General features: G+C 71.3%; 17 protein-coding genes. 7 read left to right on the top strand and 10 right to left on the bottom strand.

The annotated features are described in order from the left end of the window. Window positions 1-7 precede the first annotated feature (7 nt). Together xseA and MFF61_RS04630 are read right to left on the bottom strand one after the other, a co-directional pair. Complete coding sequence (xseA, locus tag MFF61_RS04625; protein WP_238233898.1) at window positions 8-1,519, bottom strand: exodeoxyribonuclease VII large subunit; 1,512 nt, start codon at window positions 1,517-1,519, stop codon at window positions 8-10. A gap of 279 nt (window positions 1,520-1,798) precedes the next feature. After that, entirely contained in the window at window positions 1,799-2,671 is an 873-nt protein-coding gene (locus tag MFF61_RS04630) for a LysR family transcriptional regulator (protein ID WP_238233900.1), read from the bottom strand. Between the two features lie 146 nt (window positions 2,672-2,817). On the opposite strand from MFF61_RS04630, the gene MFF61_RS04635 reads away from it, so the two are divergent. Then, window positions 2,818-3,471, top strand: coding sequence for a hydrolase (locus MFF61_RS04635; protein ID WP_238233901.1), 654 nt, complete (start codon window positions 2,818-2,820; stop codon window positions 3,469-3,471). A 257-nt stretch (window positions 3,472-3,728) separates the two neighbouring features. After that, window positions 3,729-4,169 (top strand): YybH family protein, encoded by a 441-nt coding sequence (locus MFF61_RS04640; RefSeq protein ID WP_238233903.1) that lies wholly within the window; start codon window positions 3,729-3,731, stop codon window positions 4,167-4,169. A 441-nt stretch (window positions 4,170-4,610) separates the two neighbouring features. Here the strand turns inward: MFF61_RS04640 and MFF61_RS04645 are convergent, their stop codons facing one another. Both MFF61_RS04645 and MFF61_RS04650 read right to left on the bottom strand, forming a co-directional pair. Beyond that, window positions 4,611-5,318 carry a helix-turn-helix transcriptional regulator gene (locus MFF61_RS04645; RefSeq protein ID WP_238233904.1) on the bottom strand — a complete coding sequence of 236 codons (708 nt, stop codon included), beginning with the start codon at window positions 5,316-5,318 and terminating at the stop codon, window positions 4,611-4,613. Window positions 5,319-5,346: 28 nt separating this feature from the next. Further along, window positions 5,347-5,763, bottom strand: a complete 417-nt coding sequence (locus MFF61_RS04650) for a DUF1761 domain-containing protein (RefSeq protein ID WP_238233905.1) — start codon at window positions 5,761-5,763, stop codon at window positions 5,347-5,349. Window positions 5,764-6,108: 345 nt separating this feature from the next. Between MFF61_RS04650 and purD the strand changes: the two genes are divergently transcribed. Together purD and MFF61_RS04660 are read left to right on the top strand one after the other, a co-directional pair. Continuing rightward, the gene (purD, locus tag MFF61_RS04655) at window positions 6,109-7,413 is read left to right on the top strand and encodes a phosphoribosylamine--glycine ligase (RefSeq protein WP_238233906.1); all 1,305 of its coding nucleotides are present in this window, start codon (window positions 6,109-6,111) and stop codon (window positions 7,411-7,413) included. Between the two features lie 146 nt (window positions 7,414-7,559). Further along, a complete protein-coding gene (locus MFF61_RS04660; RefSeq protein ID WP_238233907.1) occupies window positions 7,560-8,465 on the top strand; it encodes an alpha/beta fold hydrolase in 906 nt (301 codons plus the stop codon). Between the two features lie 54 nt (window positions 8,466-8,519). On the opposite strand, the gene MFF61_RS04665 is transcribed toward MFF61_RS04660, so the two are convergent. From MFF61_RS04665 to MFF61_RS04680, 4 genes are all read right to left on the bottom strand, one after another. Next, entirely contained in the window at window positions 8,520-9,857 is a 1,338-nt protein-coding gene (locus MFF61_RS04665) for a sigma-54-dependent transcriptional regulator (protein WP_238233908.1), read from the bottom strand. Between the two features lie 5 nt (window positions 9,858-9,862). Beyond that, window positions 9,863-11,719, bottom strand: coding sequence for a sensor histidine kinase (locus MFF61_RS04670; protein WP_238233909.1), 1,857 nt, complete (start codon window positions 11,717-11,719; stop codon window positions 9,863-9,865). A gap of 223 nt (window positions 11,720-11,942) precedes the next feature. Continuing rightward, window positions 11,943-13,601: an acetolactate synthase large subunit gene (locus tag MFF61_RS04675; protein WP_238233910.1), complete on the bottom strand. Its 1,659-nt coding sequence runs from the start codon at window positions 13,599-13,601 to the stop codon at window positions 11,943-11,945. Window positions 13,602-13,758: 157 nt separating this feature from the next. After that, window positions 13,759-15,081 (bottom strand): MFS family transporter, encoded by a 1,323-nt coding sequence (locus tag MFF61_RS04680; RefSeq protein WP_238234036.1) that lies wholly within the window; start codon window positions 15,079-15,081, stop codon window positions 13,759-13,761. Between the two features lie 377 nt (window positions 15,082-15,458). On the opposite strand from MFF61_RS04680, the gene MFF61_RS04685 reads away from it, so the two are divergent. Together MFF61_RS04685 and MFF61_RS04690 are read left to right on the top strand one after the other, a co-directional pair. Beyond that, complete coding sequence (locus tag MFF61_RS04685; protein WP_238233911.1) at window positions 15,459-16,337, top strand: DMT family transporter; 879 nt, start codon at window positions 15,459-15,461, stop codon at window positions 16,335-16,337. 195 nt (window positions 16,338-16,532) lie between these two features. Further along, window positions 16,533-17,420, top strand: coding sequence for an alpha/beta fold hydrolase (locus MFF61_RS04690; RefSeq protein ID WP_238233912.1), 888 nt, complete (start codon window positions 16,533-16,535; stop codon window positions 17,418-17,420). Window positions 17,421-17,498: 78 nt separating this feature from the next. Here MFF61_RS04690 and MFF61_RS04695 read toward each other — a convergent pair whose 3' ends face one another. After that, complete coding sequence (locus MFF61_RS04695; protein WP_238233913.1) at window positions 17,499-18,233, bottom strand: HAD family acid phosphatase; 735 nt, start codon at window positions 18,231-18,233, stop codon at window positions 17,499-17,501. 287 nt (window positions 18,234-18,520) lie between these two features. Continuing rightward, entirely contained in the window at window positions 18,521-18,925 is a 405-nt protein-coding gene (locus tag MFF61_RS04700; protein WP_238233914.1) for a UCP034077 family protein, read from the bottom strand. 554 nt (window positions 18,926-19,479) lie between these two features. On the opposite strand from MFF61_RS04700, the gene MFF61_RS04705 reads away from it, so the two are divergent. Continuing rightward, window positions 19,480-19,782, top strand: a complete 303-nt coding sequence (locus MFF61_RS04705) for a hypothetical protein (protein WP_238233915.1) — start codon at window positions 19,480-19,482, stop codon at window positions 19,780-19,782. Window positions 19,783-19,968: the final 186 nt, after the last annotated feature.

Below are 19,968 nucleotides of genomic sequence, written 5' to 3' on the forward strand. Positions count from 1 at the left end.
CGGCTCCTCACTCGAACAGCGAGCCCTGCCGGGCCGGCGCCGCCGGCCCGCGCTTGGCGGCGGCGCGGCGGGGGGCGGCGCCCTCGACGGTGGCCGCCACCTTGCCGTCCGCGAACTCGACGGTGAGGCGCCCGGCGGCGCGGGCCGCCTCGGCCTGCGCGACCGGCCGGCCTTCGGCGTCGAGCACCAGCGCGTAGCCGCGGGACAGCACCGCCCGGTAGTTCAGGCTGTCGAACAGGGCGAGGATGCGGGCGAACCGTCCGCGGCGGCGCTCGTCGTCGCGCGCGATCGCCGCGTGAAGGCGCAGCGCCATCCCGGCCAGCCGCTCGGCCCGCACCGCGACGACCCGTTCGAGGGCGTGGCGCGGCCGGTGGTCGATGGCCGCCAAGCGCTCGCGGGCGCGGGCCAGCCGCAGGGCCGGCGGGTGGCGGGTCAGCCCCTGCAGCACCCGGGCGAGGCGCCGCTGCGCGGCGCGGGCGCCCTCCGCCAGCGCCGGGCGCAGCCGCGCCTCGGCGAGGTCGAGGCGCTGGCGCTTCACCGCCAGCAGCGCGTCCGGGCTCGGGATCACGCGGGCCAGCCCGCGCAGGTCACTGCGGCGGCGGTCGATGAGCCGGGCGAGCGCCCCGGCATGGCGCCGGGCGAGGCCGTCGAGATCGGCGAGCAGGTCGAGGCGCACCGGCACCGCCATCTCGGCCGCGCCCGTGGGGGTGGGCGCGCGCCGGTCGGCCGCGTGGTCGATCAGCGTCACGTCGGTCTCGTGGCCGACCGCGGCGATCAGCGGGATCGCGCTCTCGGCGGCGGCCCGCACCACGATCTCCTCGTTGAAGCTCCACAGATCCTCGATCGAGCCGCCGCCGCGGGCGACGATCAGCACGTCCGGCCGCGGGATCGGCCCATCCGGCGGCAGCGCGTTGAAGCCGCGGATCGCCGCCGCGACCTCCTCGGCCGAGCCCTCGCCCTGCACGCGCACCGGCCAGACCAGCACCGGACGGGGGAAGCGGTCCTCCAGCCGGTGGAGGATGTCGCGGATCACCGCGCCGGTCGGCGAAGTCACGACGCCCACGACCCGCGGCAGGTAGGGCAGCGGCCGCTTGCGGGCGGAATCGAACAGGCCCTCGGCGGCGAGCTGCCGGCGGCGCTCCTCCAAGAGCGCCATCCAGGCGCCCTCCCCGGCCGGCTCCAGCACATCGATGACGATCTGATAGGCGGACTTGCCCGGGAAGGTGGTGATGCGCCCGGTCGCGACCACCTCCAGCCCCTCCTTGGGCCGATGACGCAGGCGCGCGAGCGTGCCCTTCCAGATCACCGCGTCGATCTTCGCCCCGCCGTCCTTGAGCGAGAAATAGGCGTGGCCCGAGCCGTGCGGGCCGCGATACCCCGAGATCTCGCCGCGCAGCCGCACATGCCCGAACGCCTCCTCCAGCGTGCGCTTGAGCGCGGCGGCAAGGTCGGTGACCGACCATTCCGCCGCCGTAGCGGGCGCGGACGAGAGGGCGGCGGAGAGGAGCGGGGCGGGCATGCCGCGAGGCTACCGGGCCGCGGGGAGAGGCGGAAGGCCGGGATCGCACGGGTCTGTTGACGGCGCCGCGCGCGTGGCGCCCGCGCATCAGCGGTGGTGCTGGGCTCGTTCGGCTCCAGGCGCCGGCGGTCGCAGCCCCGACGTCCACTGACGCTCCGCTCGGGTCGACACTCAATCGGCTTGGCCATGTGGACGGCTGTTTGCCACCCTTCTCGGTCCTACGCCCGGCAGGGTCGGAGCCTTCCTCCGAGACTACGCGCAGAGTTGCAGCCCGTCTCGCTAAGGCGCCTTATCGAAGCACTCGATAAGCAGCTGAGTGAGGATCCGCACCGTTCGCACCGGATGCTGACCAGGAGGCCGGACGACGAACAAGCCCGCCGGCGGGATCGGGAAGCGCGTCATGACGGGGACGAGCGCTCCGGATGCGAGTTGCACCTCGATGAGCCGCTCTGGAAGATAAGCGATCCCGAGCCCTGCCGTGGCAGCGGCGACCAGGGCGGTCCCATTGTCGGCCTTGAACCGTCCTTGGGGACGGATAGCGATGGACTTCCGGCCATCCATGAAGTGCCACGCTTCGGTGCCCTGCATGAGAGCTTGGTGATCGAGCAGGTCATCGGGTGTCTCGGGTGCGCCATGGGCGCTGATATAGTCCGGACTGGCGACAAGCTTGCCGTAGATCGGGCCGACGCGCCGAGCGATCAAGTTCGAGTCTTGAAGATGGCCGAGCCTGATCGCGCAGTCGAACCCCTCTGAGACGAGATCAACGAAGCGGTCGCTGTAGCAGACTTGAAGGTGAAGCTGTGGGTGGCGCCGAGCCAAATCCGCGAAGACGGCAGCAAGGTGGGTCGGCCCGAAGGAGAGCGGCGCAGCGACCCGTAGCCGGCCACGGACGTCCCCGGCAGGCAGGATCGAATCTTTGGCTAGATCGATCTCGGCGCAGATTTTGGCCGCATGATTTCGGAACGTCGCGCCCGCCTCCGTGAGGGCTGCGCCACGGGTGGTCCGCGCGAGCAATTGCACACCGAGGTCTGCCTCGAGGCGCGCCAGCCGACGGCTGACGATCGATTTGGAGACGCCGAGCCGCCGTGCGGCAGAGGTCACGCCCCCCGCGTCCGCGAGTTCCACGAAGGTTCTCAGCTCTTCGATGTCCAATTCGGCGTTCCAGTTTTCGCGACACTGTGTCGGTACAAGCGACGCTACTGTATCGCATAACGCAATGGCAATGTCGGTTCGACATCGGCAAGGCGGCGCATGTTGCTCCGAACTTGGTCTGTCCCGGTGGCAACAAAAGGATCGTCATGACCGTTCGCAATGGGTTGGCATCGCTTATTCGTCCGGAGGACTCGGTCCTTGTTCTGATCGACCACCAGCCCTACCAGCTCGCGGGCCTGAACAGCCACGATCCGCACATGGTGGTCAACAACACGGCAGCTCTGGCGAAGACCGCCAAGGTATTCGGTGTTCCCGCCATCCTGACGAGTGTGCTCGCCGACCGGGGCGGGGTCATTTTCCCTCAGGTCACCGATGTCTTCCCGGGGCAGGAGGTGATCGACCGAACGCTCATCAACACGTGGGAGGACAGGAAGGTGGTCAGCGCGGTGGAAGCGACGGGCCGCAAGCAGCTGATCATCGCAGGCCTCTGGACTGAGGTTTGCGTTGCGATGCCGGCCATCCAGGCGGCCGGCGAGGGGTGGGACGTCACTGTGGTCACCGACGCCTCCGGCGGAATCTCCATCGAGGCTCACGAGGTCGCCATCCAGCGGATGATTCGGGCCGGCGTAAACATGATGACTTGGCTCGCCGTGATGGCGGAATGGCAGCGCGATTGGGCCCGGCTGGACACGGCGGTCGGGGTCACCGACATCCTCACGCAACACGCCGCGGGGTGCGGGATCGCGTATCTTTGGGAGCAACAGCTGCTCAACACGCCGGTCCCGAGAGCCGCAGGCTGATCCGTACGCGGGAAGCCTCCGGGGCGCAGGCAGGCCCCATGCGGTGGCTGCGTGGCGCCTCACTCGCTACCGCGACGAGGCCGGGTCGGCGCTCCACGGCGGACGATGACGGAAAGCGCCGCGCCCCGGTCCCGGCCACCGCGTGCGGCGCTCCGGAACCGGCGACACAGCTTCACAGCCCCTCAAGCGCCTCGGAAGAACGACGCGGATATCAAATCCGCGTGCTGAAAGCTTGAATCGGAGAGGAATCCAAACTCATGAAGAAGCTCGCAAGCTCGGCAAAAAGCAACACGGATGCCGCCTCGGTCCAGTCCGACATCGAGGACGTATTGCTGGCCTATGAGACGGCGCTGAACGCCTCGGACCCCGACAAGGTGCTGAGCGTTTTCGCGCTCGACGGTGTCTTCATGGCTCCGAACAACCCCTCGACGGTCGGCGCCGATGCGATACGGGCTGCTTACGACGGACTTTTTCGGACGATCACCTTCGACACCGAGTTGACGGTCGAGGAAGTGGTGCAGGTCGCTCCGGACTGGGCGTTCGCTCGCACGCGCTCGAATGGGCACGTGACTATCAATGCCGTCAAGCAACGTGTTCCCGACGCCAACCACGAACTCTTCATTCTGCACAAGGTCAAAGACGACGCGTGGAAGATTGCACGCTATTCATTCGCAACGACGAATTCGCTGCCCCGATAATCAAGTGTAACGCCGCGTCCGACAGGCCACGGAGGCGCACGAGATGGACCGAATCGCGATCTCGACAGTTGGCAGTTTCGTCCAGTCTATGGTGATCGTGACCAGGACCTGGCCGGTGGTTCTTGGGAAGGTCCTACCATTCGTCGCCGTCCTCTCGGGGTTGGGGGCACGGCGGGACGTCCGCTTCCAATGGAAGGGCCAACGCGCGCTACCCGCCGAGGCTGTGTGAAAACGCGGGCGCATGCCAAAAATGGAGAACAATGTTCTATGTGATAGACGCTTCAGGCCGCGGAACGCCGATGGCGAGGCGGACAGAGTGCCTATTCGGCACTGCCCAGAGCCTATGAGGTAAAATCCTTCTACCGCCTTCTCGTTTTCACACAGGCTCCACCCGTTGCTGACGTTGGATCGGCGGGTGCTCTCGCTCTCTCGGCGTAGCCATTAGCCAGCGGGTGGAACGACGGTGTGCCTGTCGCGCATCGTCGCCAGCCAGCGGCGACGCAGGGCGACGGAACGTTCAGGGTAGCGCTGGTCGAGGAACTCGACCGCCGTCAGGCGGTCGGTGCGGAAGATCCGGAAATCCTGCCGCAACTCGCACCATGCCATGATGATGCGGACGGTCGCGACGTATCCGATCATGAACGGCCGGATGACGCGGGCGCTGGCCGCACCGGTTTCGTCGACGTAGCCGATGGCGAGCTTCCGCCCCTCGCGGCACCACTTCCTGAGGCGTGCGACATCGACATGGCCGTCGTCACGGTCGCGCACAGGCGGGGTTCCAACCGCGGGATCGTCGATCAGCGGGCGCAGGTCCTCGGGCACGATCGCGGCGACCTTGGCAAGCACGCCGTGCGCTGCACGCGCCAGCGCCACGTCGGCGTTTGCGACGACCCACTGTGCGCCGAGCGCGACCGCTTCCACCTCATCCACGGTGAGCATCAGTGGCGGCAGGTCGAAGCCCCGATCGAGAACGTAGCCGATGCCCGCCTCGCCCCGGATCGGCACCCGTTGGGCAACGAGCGCGTCGATGTCGCGATAGACCGTGCGCTTGCTCGTCTCCAGTTCGGCGGCGATTCGGTCGGCGGTCACCGGTCTGGAGGCGCGGCGCAGCACCTGGATGATCTCGAAGAGGCGGTCGGCGCGGCGCATGGCCTGGGTCCGATAGCGGAAGGCCGCCCTACGACAGCGCCACCAGGATAGTGCACGATATCAGGCTGCTGGCGACGAAGAAGGGCGCGTTGAGGAGCGCGTAGGCGAAGGGCCGGGGAAAGAGCGGGTTGATGGCGATGGTGACGGTCATCGGCACGAGGTAGCCGACGCCGACGAGCGCGCCCAGGGCGAGCGCGTCGCCGTAGGTGGTGATGCCGAGCGCGCGCAGAAGGATGGCGGTGGTCGTGATGGTGATCGCGCCGCACACGAACGGCCCGGCGAGGAAGAGCAGTCCGGGCTTCTGCCGCGGCTGATCGGCGATGCCGAGCGCGGCGGCGTAGTGCTCGCCCACGAGCGCGGCGAACCAGATGCCGCCGAGGACGAAGTGGGCGGCGCTGGCGACCAGGACGGCGAACCAGTTCACGTGAGAGAGGGCGTTGATCATGGGTCCTGCTTCCTCGCTTCGTACTGTCGAGGACCCTTCGATAGGGGAGCGCTGCTGCCACCGTGCTGTCAGCAGCAGGCACGTCGAGCGGGGTTTCCACGGGGGCTGATCAAGGCGGCCTTGGCCACCTACGGCATGAAGCGAACGACGGCTTCCCACCCGCAGCAGCCTTACACGAACGATCTGATTGAGGTGAGATCCGCAACGTTCGAGCGGGCATCCGTCCTCTCGATCCCGCGGCGGGGGGCTCTTGGCGCCCGCCACAGGGCGCCGCCCTCGCATCCCGGTTGAGGAACCGGCGCTCGGTCCTTACACGGGCAGCGACCACGCATCCACGGACCGGCCATGCCCCATCCTCTCACGATCCTGCTGATCGGCTCCGGCGGCCGCGAGCACGCGCTGGCCTGGAAGCTGTCGCAGAGCCCGGCCTGCGGGCGCCTGCTCGTCGCGCCCGGCAACCCCGGCACCGCCGCCCACGGCACCAACGTGCCGGACCTCGCCGTGGCGGATCCTCCGGGCGTGGTGGCGTTCTGCCGGCGCGAGGGCGTCGGCTTCGTGGTGGTCGGCCCGGAGGCGCCGCTGGTGGCGGGGCTGGTCGACGCGCTGGACCAAGCCGGCATCCCGGCCTTCGGGCCGAGCGCGGCGGCGGCCCGGCTCGAAGGCTCGAAGGGCTTCACCAAGGAGCTCTGCGCCGCGTGCGACATTCCGACCGCGGCCTTCGCGCGCTTCCGCGAGACCGGGCCGGCGCTGGCCTATCTGCGCGCGCGCGGCGCGCCGATCGTCGTCAAGGCGGACGGCTTGGCGGCCGGCAAGGGCGTCGTGGTGGCCGAGACCCTGGCGGAGGCCGAGGCCGCCGTGCAGGGCCTGCTCGGCGGCGACCTGGGCGCGGCCGGGGCCGAGGTGGTGATCGAGGAGTATCTCGCGGGCGAGGAGGCGAGCTTCTTCGCGCTCTGCGACGGCACGCACGCGGTCGCCTTCGGCACCGCGCAGGACCACAAGCGCGTCCATGACGGCGACCGCGGCCCCAACACCGGCGGCATGGGCGCCTATTCCCCCGCCCCGGTCCTCACCCCGGCCCTGGAGGAGGAGGTGATGGCGCGGATCATCCGCCCGACCCTCGACGGGATGCGGGCGCGCGGCACGCCCTTCCGCGGCATCCTCTACGCCGGGCTGATGCTCACCGCCGAGGGGCCGAAGCTCATCGAGTACAACGTCCGCTTCGGCGACCCGGAATGCCAGGTGCTGATGCCGCGCCTCGCCTCCGACCTCGTGCCGCTGCTGCTGGCGGCAAGCCGGGGCGACCTCGCGGGAGCCCTCGCGGGCGGCGCGCCGGACTGGTCCGCCGAGGCGGCCCTGACCGTGGTGATGGCGGCGCCCGGCTATCCCGGCCCGGTCGCCAAGGGGTCGGAGATCCGCGGCCTCGCCGAGGCTGAGGCCGCGGGCGCGCTGGTCTTCCAGGCGGGAACGCGCCGGGAGGGGGATCGCCTCCTCGCCGATGGCGGCCGCGTGCTCGCCGTGACGGCGCGGGGGCCGAGCGTCCGCGCGGCGCAGGCGCGCGCCTATGCGGCCCTTGACCGGATCGACTGGCCGGAGGGGTTCTGCCGCCGCGACATCGGCTGGCGGGCGGTGGAGCGCGAGACGGCCGGCTGACCCGGCCCTCAAGCAGGCGTCGTTCGGGTCGAGCCGTGAAGCCTGTTCTAGGCCTTTGATTCTGCCGCATTTTCTGCGACGAACCGGCATCCACTTCGGCGGACAATGCTCTAGATCCCGCGGGGTCCGTCCCGGAGACCCTGCTTATGCCCGCCGACCTGTTTCCCGGCTTCGACTCCCACTGGATCGATCTGCCCGACGGGCGCTTCTTCGCCCGCAGCGGCGGTCCGGCGGAGGCGCCGCCGCTGCTGCTGCTGCACGGCTTCCCGCAGACCCATGCCTGCTGGCACCGGATCGCGCCGGCCCTGGCCCGGACCCACCGGGTGGTCTGCCTCGACCTGAAGGGCTACGGCTGGTCGGCCGCGCCGCAGGGAGATGCGGCCCACGAGGACTACTCCAAGCGCCGCATGGGCCAGGAGGCCGTGGCCGTGATGGACCGGCTGGGCCACGCCCATTTCACGGTGATCGGCCACGACCGCGGCGCGCGCGTCGGCTACCGTCTCGCCCTCGACGAGCCGGGGCGGGTGGCGCGGCTCGCCCTCCTCGACATCCTGCCGACCGTGGTGCAGTGGCGCCGCATCGAGGCCGATCCGCGCCTCTATCCGCACTGGCCCTTCCTCGCCGAGCCGGCGCCGCGGCCCGAGACCGAGATCGGCCGCGATCCCGACGCCTATTTCGAGGGCCTGCTGCGCGCCTGGACCGGCGACGGCACCCTCGACGCCTTCGCGCCGGCCGCTCTCGACCTCTACCGCCAAAGCTGGAACGTGCCCGAGCGCATCCACGCGGCCTGCGAGGATTACCGGGCGGGCGCGGGCCCCGACCGGGCCGTGGACGAGGCCGACCTCGCGGCGGGCAAGCGCCTCGCCTGTCCGGTGCTGATCCTGCCCGGCTCCGGCTTCGTCGGCCGCGGCGGCCTGGCGCCGGCCCTGCAGGCCTGGCACGAGACCTTCGCGCCGCAGGCGACCGGCGAGGCGATCGCGAGCGGCCACTTCGTGGCGGAGGAGAATCCGGAGGCGACGCTGGCCGCGCTGCAGCGGTTCCTGGCGGACTGACCCGAATCGGAAGGCCAAAACGGGTGCGCCCGCCGGCCGGGTCGCGGGCCGGCGCTACGCGACGAAGTCGCTCCGGCTGAGGCCGTAGCGCTGCATCTTCTCGTTCAGGGTGCGGCGTGGCAGGTCGAGGAGGCGCATGGCCTCGGCGATGTTGCCCTCGGCCTGCCGCAGGGCTTGGCGGATCAGGTCCCGCTCGTAGGCCTCGACCCGGGCCGTGAGCGGCTGCGGCCCGCCCTCCTCCGGATCAGCGCCGGGCCGGTCGAGCCCGAAGGCGTAGCGCTCCGCCGCGTTGCGCAACTCGCGCACGTTGCCGGGCCAGGGGTGCTCGACGAGGTCCTGGACCAGCCGGGCGCTCAACGGGCGCATCGCGCGGCCGTGCGCCTCGGCGGCGCGGCCGGCGAAATGCGCGAACAGGAGCGGGATGTCCTCGCGGCGCTCGCGCAGGGGCGGGATGCGCAGCTCCGCCACGCCGAGGCGGTAGTAGAGATCCGCGCGAAAGAGCCCGGCGGCGGCCTGCTCCCGCAGGTCGACCTTGCTGGCGCAGAGGGTGCGCAGGTCGGCCGGCACCGCCGCGTTCGAGCCGAGGCGCTCCAGGCTGCGCTCCTGCAGCACGCGCAGGAGCGTCACTTGGCCGGAGAGCGGCATCGCCTCGATCTCGTCGAGGAAGAGCGTGCCGCGGTGGGCGTATTCGAGCTTGCCGACCCGGCGCTTGAGCGCCCCCGTGAAGGCGCCGGCCTCGTGGCCGAACAGCTCGCTCTCCAGCATCGTGTCCGGGATGGCCCCGCAATTGACGGCGACGAAGCGGGCCTCGCGCCGGTCGGAGAAGGCGTGCAGGCACTGCGCCACCAGCTCCTTGCCGGAGCCGGTCTCGCCGTTGATCACCACGTTGACCGGCGTGGCGGCGAGGTCGAGCACCTCGCGCCGCAGGGTCTCCATCCCCCGCGAGGTGCCGATCAGGCGCCCCTCGATGCCGCGCGCATCCGTGGCGGCGTGGAGGCGGCGGATGCGCAGGGTCAGCTGGCGCTTCTCGCAGGCCCGGCCGATGGCCTCGACCAGCCGCTCGGGCACGAAGGGCTTCTCGATGAAGTCGTAGGCGCCGCGCCGCATCGCCTCCACCGCCATCGCCACGTCGCCGTGCCCGGTGACGAGCAGCACCGGCAGGTCCGGATCCCGGGCGAGCGCGCGTTCGAGCACGGCGAGGCCGTCGGTCCGCGGCATGCGCACGTCGCTGACGAGGATGCCGGGAAAACCCTCGTCGATCAGCGCGAGCGCCGCCTCAGGCGCCTCGTAGGCCGTGACGGCGTAGCCGGCGAGCGTGAGCCATTGCTCCAGCGCCTCGCGCACCGTCTCCTCGTCGTCGACGAACAGGACCCGTTCGACCCGTGCCGCCATGCCCGTCACGCCTCCGCGGCGGGCAGGACGAGGGTGAGCACGGCGCCGCGCGCGCCGTTGGCGGCGCTGAGGCTGCCGCCGAGGTCGCGCGCGATCTGCGAGGAGAGCGACAGGCCGAGGCCGAGCCCTTCGCCGGGCGCCTTCGTGGTGAAGAACGGGTCGAACACCTGCGCCATGTGCTCCTCGGGGATGCCGGTCCCGCTGTCGGCCACGCAGAGGTGCCAAGTGGACTCCGCGTCGCGCGTCGCCGTCAATGCGAGCTGCCGTTCGGGGGCGTCCCGCATCGCGTCGAGCGCGTTGACCACGAGGTTCAGGAGCACCTGCTCCAGGCGTACCGGCTCGGCCCGCACCACGGCCTCGGGCGGGATCGTGCAGGTCACCGCGACGCCGTCCGCGCGGATGCGGGCCGCGAGCAGGTCCAGGGCGGCCTGGGCCGCGGTCGCGAGCCGCACCGGCTCGCCGTGCGCGGGTCCGGTCCTGCGCGCGAAGGCCTTCAGGTGGCGGATGATCTCGGCGATGCGCTGCGTCACCTCCGTCATGCGCTGCAGGTTCCGGCTGACCGTCGCGGTGTCGCCGCGCTCCAGGAAGACGGAGGAACTGGCCAGGAAGGTGCGCAGGGCCGCGAGCGGCTGGTTGATCTCGTGGTTGATCGCGATGGAGAGCTGGCCGAGCGCGGCCAGCCGGCCCGCATGGACCAGTTCGTCCTGCGTCGTGCGCAACGCCGCGGTGGTCCGCTCCCGCTCCTCGATCTCGCGGCGCAGGCGCGCATTGGCGGCGCTGAGGTCGCGCGTCCGCTCCGCCACGCGCCGCTCCAGGGTGAGCCGCATGGCCCGCTCGCTGCGCAGACGCCGCCGCCGCTGGCTCGCTGCGGCGAGACCGAAGCTGAGCGCCAGACAGGCGATGCCGGCGGCCAGCGCCGCGAGCAGCGCCTGCCGCAGCGCCGGGCCGGTCTCCGCGACGTACCAGAGCGTCCAGCCGAGATCCGGCATGGCGTCGCGCTCGACGATCCCGCTCACCACCTGCCGACCGCCGGTGAGCCGGATCGTGCCCTCCGGCGCCTCCTCCAGCAGCGGGCGCAGATCGCCGTCGCCGTATTGCCGGGCCGCGCGGATGCGCGCTGCCTCGGCCTCCGGCAGCGGCCGGAACGGCCGGTACTTCCAGGCCGGATCGCTGGCCAGGAAAACCACGCCCGCCGCGTCCGAGACGAGGATCCGCTCGCCCGCCTGCCGCCACTCCTCCTGCAGCCCTTCGAGGTCGACCTTGGCCACGACGACCCCGGCCACGCCCCCCTCCCCCGGCACCGCCTTGCCGATGAACAGGCCGGGCAGGCTCGTGGTGGTGCCGACGCCGAAATAGCGGGAGGCGCCCATCGCCATCGCGTCGAGAAAGTAGGGCCGGTAGGCGTAGGAGATGCCGACGAAGCCGAGCGGGAGGTTCCAGTTGCTGGCGCTGCGGGTGAGCCCGTCCGCATCCAGAACGTAGAGGGCGGCGGCGTTCGAGACCTGCGCGATGGCTTCGAGCTTCGCGTTGACGGCGGCGACGCGGGCGGGCGCATCGGCATCGGCGAGGAGATCGCGCACCTGCGTGTCGAGGGCGAGCACCGCCGGCAGGTACTGGTAGCGATCGACCGCCGCACGCAGCACGGCCTCGGCGATCACCAGCCGCTGGCGCGACTGGCGCCGCGCCTGCTCGGTGCCGGCCTCCAGCGTGACCGCGAAGGCCGCCAGCGTGACCGCGAGGGCCGTCGCCGCGAGCGCCCACCGCCACAGTCCCAGCGCCCTGAGCACGGCGCGCGGGCGCGCGATCCGGCGCGCGACCGCCCGGGTGGCGCAGCCCGGCCGCCTCATGGCAGGTCGCCTCATGGCAGATCGCCTCCGGATGGGGCGGCCCCTCGGCGCTCCCCGGGACCGCGCGCCGCCCGGGCCTTACCCCGGCGCGTCGAGCCTGCCGCCTCGACCGGACCGCCGGCGGCGAGCGGATGCAGGCCACCGAGGGACGAGGACGCGATGGCGGGCATGAATGAGACCCGTTCTGAGCACATGTCTGGGGGAGATCGGCCCGCCGCGGAGGGCGTGCCGTCGCGGCTCACGCGGCCGGATCGGGCACCGGGTCCTTCACCTTGGCGCGCAGCTCGTCGACGAGGACGCGGATGTTCTCCGAGTAGTCGATCGGCACCGCCACGAGGTGGACGCCGCCGGCCCGGAAGGCCTGTTCCAGGGTCGGCACCAGCTCCGCGACCGCGTTCACCCGGTGGCCTTCGGCCCCGTAGGAGCGGGCGTAGAGCACGAAATCCGGATTGGTGAAGGTCATGCCGTGGTCGGGAAAGGCGTCCACCGCCTGTTTCCAGCGGATCATGCCGTAGGCGGAATCCTCGATGATCAGCACCACGAGGTTGAGCTTGAGCCGCACCGCGGTCTCCAGCTCCTGCGAGTTCATCAGGAAGCCCCCGTCGCCGCACACCGCGAGCACGCGGCGCTCCGGGTAGAGCAAGGCGGCCGAGATCGCCGAGGGCAGCCCCGCACCCATGGTGGCGAGCGCGTTGTCGAGGAGCAGCGTGTTGGCGACGGCGGTGCGGTAGTTGCGGGCGAACCAGATCTTGTACATCCCGTTGTCGAGGCAGACGATGCCGTCCTCCGGCATGACGTGCCGCACGTCGCGCACCAGCCGCTGCGGGGTCACCGGGAACCGCTCCTCGTCGGCGCGGTCGGCGATGCGGGCCAGGATGTGCTCGCGCAGCGGCAGCAGCGCGCCCGCCTGCGGCAGCCGGCCCTCCAGCCGGTCCGCGAGCAGCTTCAGGGTCGGCCCGAGATCGCCCACCACCTCGGCATCGGGATAGTAGACCTGCTCCACGTTGGCCGGCGTGTAGCTGATGTGGATCACCTTCTGGTTCGGCTGACCCATGAAGAAAGGCGGCTTCTCGACCGTGTCGTGCCCGATGGCGATGATCAGATCGGCCGCGTCGATCGCCTCGTGCACGTAGTCGCGCTCGGACAGGGCCGCAGTGCCCATGTAGAGCCGCGTGCCGTGGGCGACGGTGCCCTTGCCCATCTGGGTGGTGAAGAACGGGATGCCGGTGCGCTGCACGAAGCCGCCGAGATCGCTCGTCGAGCGCGGGCGGCTGGCGGCGGCGCCCAGCATCACCAGCGGGCGCGCGGCGGCGAGGATCATCGCGGCGGCGCGCTCGATCGCCCTGGGATGCGCGACCGGAATGTCGATCGGGTGGCTCGGCACCGTGGTGGCCTCGGCCTCCTCCGCGGCGATGTCCTCGGGCAGTTCGAGGAGCACCGGGCCGGGCCTCTCCTCCATGGCCACCCGGAAGGCGTCGCGCACGATGGTGGGGATCGAGGAGGCGGAGACGATCTGCCGGGCCATCTTGGTCACCGGCCGCATGGTGCCGATCACGTCGACGATCTGGAAGCGGGCTTGGCGCGCGGAGAGGATGCCCTTCTGGCCGGTGATGATGATCATCGGCATCGCGCCGAGATGCGCGTAGGCCGCGCCAGTGGAGAAGTTGAGCGCGCCCGGCCCGAGCGTCGAGAGGCAGACGCCGGGCTTGCCGGTCAGCCGGCCGTAGGTGGCGGCCATGAAGGCGGCGGCCTGCTCGTGGCGGGTCAGGACCAGCTCGATCGTGGAGGTGCGCAGCGACTCGACGACGTCGAGGTTCTCCTCGCCCGGAATGCCGAAGATGCGCTCGACCCCCTCGTTCTCGAGCGCCTGGACGAGGAGATCTGATCCTTTGGCCATGGGCGGCCTCCTCCCATCGTGAATTCTGCTTGTTGGTGCCGAGAGCACGACCCATGGGGCGCCGTGGGGCGATGTTCCGGGCTCGTCCGTGCGGCCTCGCCATCCTACCTCGTCGCCGGATCCCGGCCGGCAAGAGCCGGGATCCGCCCGAGCGATGTCAATCGCTCATCCGGCCATTGCCGTCGAGGTAGCCGTACTTGCGGGTGTCGGGCATCCAGAGCGAGGCGGCGAAGGCCACCCCGGCCATCACGGCGACGTACCAGAAGAACAGGCTCTCGTTGCCGTAGGACTTGAACGAGAGCGCCACGTATTCCGCCGTGCCGCCGAACAGGGCGTTGGCGATGGCGTAGGGCAAGCCGACGCCGAGCGCCCGCACCTCCGCGGGAAACAGCTCGGCCTTCACCACGCCGCTGATCGAGGTGTAGAAGGTCGCGATGACCAGCCCGACCATGATCAGCGCGAAGGCCGCGGAGGGGCTGGCGACCAGCGAGAGCGAGGACAGCAGCGGCACCGCGCCGAGCATGGCCAGCCCGCTGAACAGGATCATGTTGTTGCGCCGTCCGATCCGGTCGGAGAGCGCGCCGAACAGCGGCTGCAGCAGCATGAACACGATGAGCGCCAGCGTCATCACCGTGCTGACCGACTTGAGGTCGAGTTTCATCGTGTTGACCAGGAACTTCTGCATGTAGGTCGTCATCGTGTAGAAGTAGAGCGAGCCTCCCATGGTGAAGGCGAGCGTGATCAGCAGCGCGCGCTTGTGCAGCAGGAGCGCCCGAAGCGAGCCGGCCTCCTTGCGCTGCATGGTGTCGTGGGAGCCCGACTCCTCCAGGCCGCCGCGCAGGAGGACCGCGACGATCGCGCCCGCCGCCCCGAGCAGGAACGGAATACGCCAGCCCCAGGCGCGCAGCTCCTCGCCGGTCAGCAGGTGCTGCAGCGCGAACAGGACCAGCACCGCGAGGAGCTGTCCGCCGATCAGGGTGACGTACTGGAACGAGGACAGGAACCCGCGCCGGCCGCGGCCCGCGATTTCGCTCATGTAGGTCGCCGCCGTGCCGTACTCGCCGCCGACCGAGAGGCCCTGCGCGAGCCGCGCCACGAGGAGCAGCACCGGCGCCATCACGCCGATCGTCTCGTAGGTCGGCAGCAGGCCGATCATCAGCGAGCCGGCGCACATCAGCAGCACCGAGACCATCATCGAGAGCTTGCGCCCGCGCTTGTCGGCGAGCCAGCCGAACAGCCAGCCGCCGAGCGGGCGCATGAAGAACCCCATCGCGAAGATGCCGGCGGTCGCGAGCAACTGGCCAGTCGGGCTGCTGCTCGGGAAGAAGGCCGAGGCGAAGTAGATCGACGTGAAGGCGTAGGCGTAGAAGTCGTACCATTCGACGAGGTTGCCGGACGAGGCGGCCACGATGGCCTTGATCTTCTGGCGGTCCGTCGCCTCGGCGGCGGGGACTCCCCCGAGCACCGCGGGTGCAGCCATGGTCATGGGCGTTCTCCCTGATCGCGTTGCGGTCCCGCACGAGCTGCGGGGCTGACCTGCACCCCTGTCGCCCCCCAAGCCTTCGGCCTTGTGCGGGCGGCATCGACGGGATGCGCCCAAGCCGAATGGCAACCAGGATGCCAGCCCCGGCGATGAGAGAATCTACTTATTTGCCAGCGTGTTGACCGGCACCGGCGTCGCCGTCATCGGCAACAATCCGCCGATCGTCCGCGGCGGATCGGCAGATTTCCGCCGATCATCGGCCTGCGCCGCGGCCCCTGCGCCGGCGGCCCCGCGGGTCCCGATGCGGGTGCGTGCGGTTGGACCCGCATGCCGCCTGCCGCATAGATGCGGGGGTCGGCAGCCGGGAGCCAGGAATGCGCGGAGCGGGCCAGGGCAGCACGCTGATCGGGATCGCCCTGATGATCGGCGCCGTGGCGGGCTTCGCCTGCATCGACGCGTCCGCCAAGTTCCTCAACCGCGAGATGAGCACGCCGCTGATCGTGGCGGCGCGCTACGTCGGCAGCCTGCTGGTGGTGTCGGCCGTGCTGGCGCCGCGGGCGCATGCCGGCCTGCTGCGGACCCGCCGGCCCCTGCTCCAGGTGCTGCGCTCGCTCTGCCTCGTCGCCGCGACCCTCTGCACCGTCGTCGCCCTGCGCTACCTGCCGCTGGCGCAGGTGACCTCCATCACCTTCGCGTCTCCCCTCGTGGTGGCCCTGATCGCCGGGCCGCTGCTCGGCGAGACCGTGGGCTGGCGCCGGACGGCGGCCGTGCTGGTGGGGTTCTGCGGCGTCCTCATCGTCAGCCGGCCGGGCCTCGGCGGCCTGCATCCGGCGGCCGGTCTCGCGGGCGTGACGGCCTGTGCCAACGGTCTCTACATCGTGGTGACGCGGCTGCTGGCCAGCCACGATCCGCCGGAGACCACGATGCTCTACACGAGCCTCGTCGGCTCCGTTCTGATGCTCCCGCTCCTGCCCTTCATCTGGGAGGCCCCGTCCGATCCCTGGCTGTGGGTCGGCATCGGTGCGATCGGCTTCTTCGGCGCGCTCGGGCACTGGCTGCTGATCCTGGCCCACCGGCATGCCCCGGCCTCGACGCTCGCGCCCTTCGCCTACGCGCATCTGCTCTGGGCGGTCCTGCTCGGCTTCGTGGTCTTCCACGATCTGCCCGACCGATGGACCCTGCTCGGCGGCGCGGTGGTGGCCGCCTCGGGCCTGTACCTGCTCTCCCGCGAGCGTCGCCCCGCGCGGCGGTAGCCGCCCGGCGCCGCGTGCGCGCGACGGGAGGGCCGCCCCGTTCCGGTCGGTCCACGGCGGTTGAAGGATCCGCCGCGGTGGTGCATCTCACCGGCGGCCTGGGTCCGACGAGGGGCGATCGAACCGTCCCGATGCGGGCCGTCGCGGAGCGGTGTGACCGCGCGCGGTCGGGGCTCGCGCGCCGAGGAGCGGTCGATGAGTGAGATGGATCCGTTCCTCGACGGCTTCGCGCTGCGCGACATCGCGGCCAACGGGGTCCGGATCCGGGCCGCCTGCGGCGGCGCGGGTCCGCCGCTGCTGCTGCTGCACGGGCATCCGCAGACCCATGCCACGTGGCACGCCGTCGCCCCGCCGCTCGCGTCGCGCTTCAGCGTGGTGGCGATGGACCTGCGCGGCTACGGCGACTCCGACAAACCCGAAGGCGGCGACCGGCACGTCAACTACGCCAAGCGGACCATGGCGGCCGATGCCGTCGCGGTGATGCGGGCGCTCGGGCATGAGCGCTTCGCCGTCGTGGGCCATGACCGCGGCGGGCGCGTCGCCCACCGCATGGCGCTGGACCATCCGCAGGCCGTGACCCGCCTCGCCGTGCTGGACATCGCGCCGACCGCGACCATGTACGCGCGCACCGACAAGGCCTTCGCCACCGCCTATTTCTGGTGGTTCTTCCTGATCCAGCCCGCACCGCTGCCGGAGCGTCTGATCGGTGCGGATCCGGAATTCTTCCTGCGCACGCATGTCGAGGGGCAGTCGAAGACGCCGGGGGTGCCGGGGCCGGACCTGTTCGCGGAATACCTGCGCGTCTACCGCGATCCGGCAACGCGGCACGCCATCTGCGAGGATTACCGCGCCGCGGCGACCATCGATCTGGAGCACGACGCCGCCGATGCGGATCGCCGGGTGGAGGCCCCGCTCCTGGCGCTCTGGGGGGCGAAGGGCACGGTCGGCCGAACCTACGACGTGCTGGCGACGTGGCGGGAGAAGGCCACCGACGTCTCCGGCCACGCCCTCGACTGCGGACACACCCTGCAGGAGGAGCGCCCGGATCTGGTGCTCGCCGCGCTCGCCGATTTTCTCGGCTGAGCGGGGCCGGCGCCCCGTCGCGCATCGGCCGGTTCGCCGGGCGCGACCGGCTCGGTCGAGCGCGGGACGCCGGGCCGGTCAGGGGATGCGGTAGAAGGGGTTCGGCAGCAGGAAGGTGCGCTCGGCATAGCCGCCCGCGAGGTCCGACGGCTGGTCGCCGACATTCGCGATGATCCGGTAGCCCTCCGCCTCGATGGCCGCCCGCCGCGGCGCCTTGAAGTCTGCGGCCGAGGCGTAGCGCGCCCCGAAGGCCGGCATGTCGAGGCGCACGAACGCGGTATAGCCCACCTCGGTCAGGTTGCGCTCCGTCGCCGCCCGCTGCGGCTCGTCCCGGCCGGTGATGAAGAACACCGCGATGCCTTGAGAGCGGGCGAGCGTGTAGAGCGCCAGGGTCGCCGGCAGGACGGGACTGCGGCCCAGGAGATCCCAGTTGACCCAGCCGCATGGCCCCTCCGGCAGCGCCTCGCAGGGGCCGCCGAAGACCCGGCCGAAATCGTCGGCCTGGATCACCTCCCAGTTGGAGAGGGCCGTGTCGTCCACGTCGAGCACGAGGGCCGGGCGCTCCACCTGCCGGGCGCGCTCGGTCAGCCATGCCCCCGCCTGTCCGGTCACGGCGGCCAGGTCGCGGGCGTAGCGCCCGGACGCGTGGTACTCCCTCGCCGCGCGCTTGGCGTCGCCCACATTGGCGGGCTCGCTCAGGGCCGCGGTGGCGGAGCCGGCCGGTCGCTCCTGCGCGTGGAGCGGAGCGGCCGTCGCCGCGAGGAGAAGCCACGCTGCGGCAGCCGGCGCGCGGGACCGGACGAGCGGTGTCATAGGCGTTCCCGATCGACGCAACGCCCGTCGTGGTGCGCGGGTCAGGAGCCGTGATGTCTTTCGATCCCGCACGTCGACCGCCCGCACAGTCCGATGTCCAGATTCAGCTTCACGGTAGAGTCATCCGTTCGATCATGCAAACGACACTCACAGAAGAGCACCGGCGGCTTCTTGCCTGAGGGGTCCGATAGGTCGAGGCAGACCGCCGTATTGCTGCGTGACGGTGGACGACGATGGGTTCGAGGGGACCGGATCCGAGCGGCCGGTGATGAGGTGAGACAGGCCCTTCAGCGAGCCGGTGGTTCCGCCCTGCCGGACTCCTGTGGGGCGAAGACCGTGATGTTGCTGTTGATCTGGTAGGCGGTGGTCGGCGGCGTGTTGACGAAGCGCAGGCGGATCGGGCTCTCGCCCAGGATCGCCCCGAAGGACGGCGTCACCCGCATCGGAAAGCAGCGCGACAGGGCATCGAGGGCCGCATCCTCGAACTGCTTGGCGGCCTCGCGATCGCCCGCGAGCCGGCGGGCGGTGACCCGGGGCTTGCTGCGCAGACGTCCCGTCTTGTCGAGCCCGAACCAGAAGGCGATGAGCGCCCCCTCGGTATCGGGCGGCGGGTGCCAGCACGCGGCGAGCGCGGCGCGCATCTCGGCCCAGTTGTTGACCGGCCCCGTCTCGCGCAGGGGTTCGGCGCCCACGGCGGCCCCGCCCAGGAGACAGGCCACGGCGCACGCCGCATTCCGGAGCCGCACCGGCATCGGTTTCACCCGTCGTTCCCTCGTGCTTGCGCAACACCCGTCCACCCGCGGTGGATCCGGCGCGGCGCCGAACCGGCGAGACCCGTCGACGGCTGTAGCACGCCAGCACAGCAGCGCGGGCGTGCCGGGAGGCGAGGCCCTCCGGTGAAATCGCAGGTCGCGCACGGCGTTTGCCGCGTCGCGATCGCCGCCGAACCGCCACGCGTCGGCGCTGTGGCCCGTGATCCTGGTCACGTCGTCGCGGGTTTCCGACGGCAGATTCGCGCGGCCGGAGAGCCATTGCCGGGTGCGCTGCGGACCGGCGTCGTAGGCCGCCGCCGCGAGGCCGCGATTGCCGAACCGCGCCCGATGGTCTTGCGCCGATCGTCTTGCGGCCGGCCCCTTCTGCGGCGCCTGCGTGAATCCCTTGGCCCGTTCGGCCGCCCTCCGCCCGACATGAACCTCTCGGGACGACCCGGGTTGACCGCAACCTCAACCAGGCGGAGCCGCCCAGCATGCGCACCACGATCGCCCTCGCCGCGGCCCTCGGCCTCGCACTCGCCGGGCCGGCGCCGGCACAGACGGCCAGGGTGCCGGCACCCAGCGATGCGGTCGGCGCACCGGGACCGAGCGGGAACGCGGATGTCGGTCTCGGTCACACCGGATCCGTGTCGCGCCCACCGCGCACCCCGCCCGGCAACCCGGGCAGCGAATCCGTGCCGGGCAGCACGCCCGGCGTCTGGATCGGCGGCGCTCCGACGAGCGGCCCTCCCGGCACCGGGGGGACGGCCGGCGGCATCGCCGGCGATACGCGCTGATCCGCCCCCCTGCCGGGTGCCGGGGAGGTCACGCGTCCCGAGCCTGCCGCCATGCCACCTCCGGCTTCCCGTCGATGCCGGTCCTGAACCGGAGTTAGCCCCTGGAAAGCACCACCCCGATCGGCGATGATCCTATCCTCGGCCTGCCCGCCCTGGCAGTCTGACCTGCCCGGCCCTCCCGGTCAT

Source organism: Methylobacterium isbiliense (assembly GCF_022179325.1).
Taxonomy (GTDB): domain Bacteria; phylum Pseudomonadota; class Alphaproteobacteria; order Rhizobiales; family Beijerinckiaceae; genus Methylobacterium; species Methylobacterium isbiliense.

Coding starts and splice junctions, on each gene's coding strand:
- xseA (WP_238233898.1), bottom strand. CDS start 1,519: ATGCCCGCCCCGCTCCTCTCCGCCGCCCTCTCGTCCGCGCCCGCTACG.
- MFF61_RS04635 (WP_238233901.1), top strand. CDS start 2,818: ATGACCGTTCGCAATGGGTTGGCATCGCTTATTCGTCCGGAGGACTCG.
- MFF61_RS04640 (WP_238233903.1), top strand. CDS start 3,729: ATGAAGAAGCTCGCAAGCTCGGCAAAAAGCAACACGGATGCCGCCTCG.
- MFF61_RS04645 (WP_238233904.1), bottom strand. CDS start 5,318: ATGCGCCGCGCCGACCGCCTCTTCGAGATCATCCAGGTGCTGCGCCGC.
- MFF61_RS04650 (WP_238233905.1), bottom strand. CDS start 5,763: ATGATCAACGCCCTCTCTCACGTGAACTGGTTCGCCGTCCTGGTCGCC.
- purD (WP_238233906.1), top strand. CDS start 6,109: ATGCCCCATCCTCTCACGATCCTGCTGATCGGCTCCGGCGGCCGCGAG.
- MFF61_RS04660 (WP_238233907.1), top strand. CDS start 7,560: ATGCCCGCCGACCTGTTTCCCGGCTTCGACTCCCACTGGATCGATCTG.
- MFF61_RS04665 (WP_238233908.1), bottom strand. CDS start 9,857: ATGGCGGCACGGGTCGAACGGGTCCTGTTCGTCGACGACGAGGAGACG.
- MFF61_RS04670 (WP_238233909.1), bottom strand. CDS start 11,719: ATGAGGCGACCTGCCATGAGGCGGCCGGGCTGCGCCACCCGGGCGGTC.
- MFF61_RS04675 (WP_238233910.1), bottom strand. CDS start 13,601: ATGGCCAAAGGATCAGATCTCCTCGTCCAGGCGCTCGAGAACGAGGGG.
- MFF61_RS04680 (WP_238234036.1), bottom strand. CDS start 15,081: ATGGCTGCACCCGCGGTGCTCGGGGGAGTCCCCGCCGCCGAGGCGACG.
- MFF61_RS04685 (WP_238233911.1), top strand. CDS start 15,459: ATGCGCGGAGCGGGCCAGGGCAGCACGCTGATCGGGATCGCCCTGATG.
- MFF61_RS04690 (WP_238233912.1), top strand. CDS start 16,533: ATGAGTGAGATGGATCCGTTCCTCGACGGCTTCGCGCTGCGCGACATC.
- MFF61_RS04695 (WP_238233913.1), bottom strand. CDS start 18,233: ATGACACCGCTCGTCCGGTCCCGCGCGCCGGCTGCCGCAGCGTGGCTT.
- MFF61_RS04705 (WP_238233915.1), top strand. CDS start 19,480: ATGCGCACCACGATCGCCCTCGCCGCGGCCCTCGGCCTCGCACTCGCC.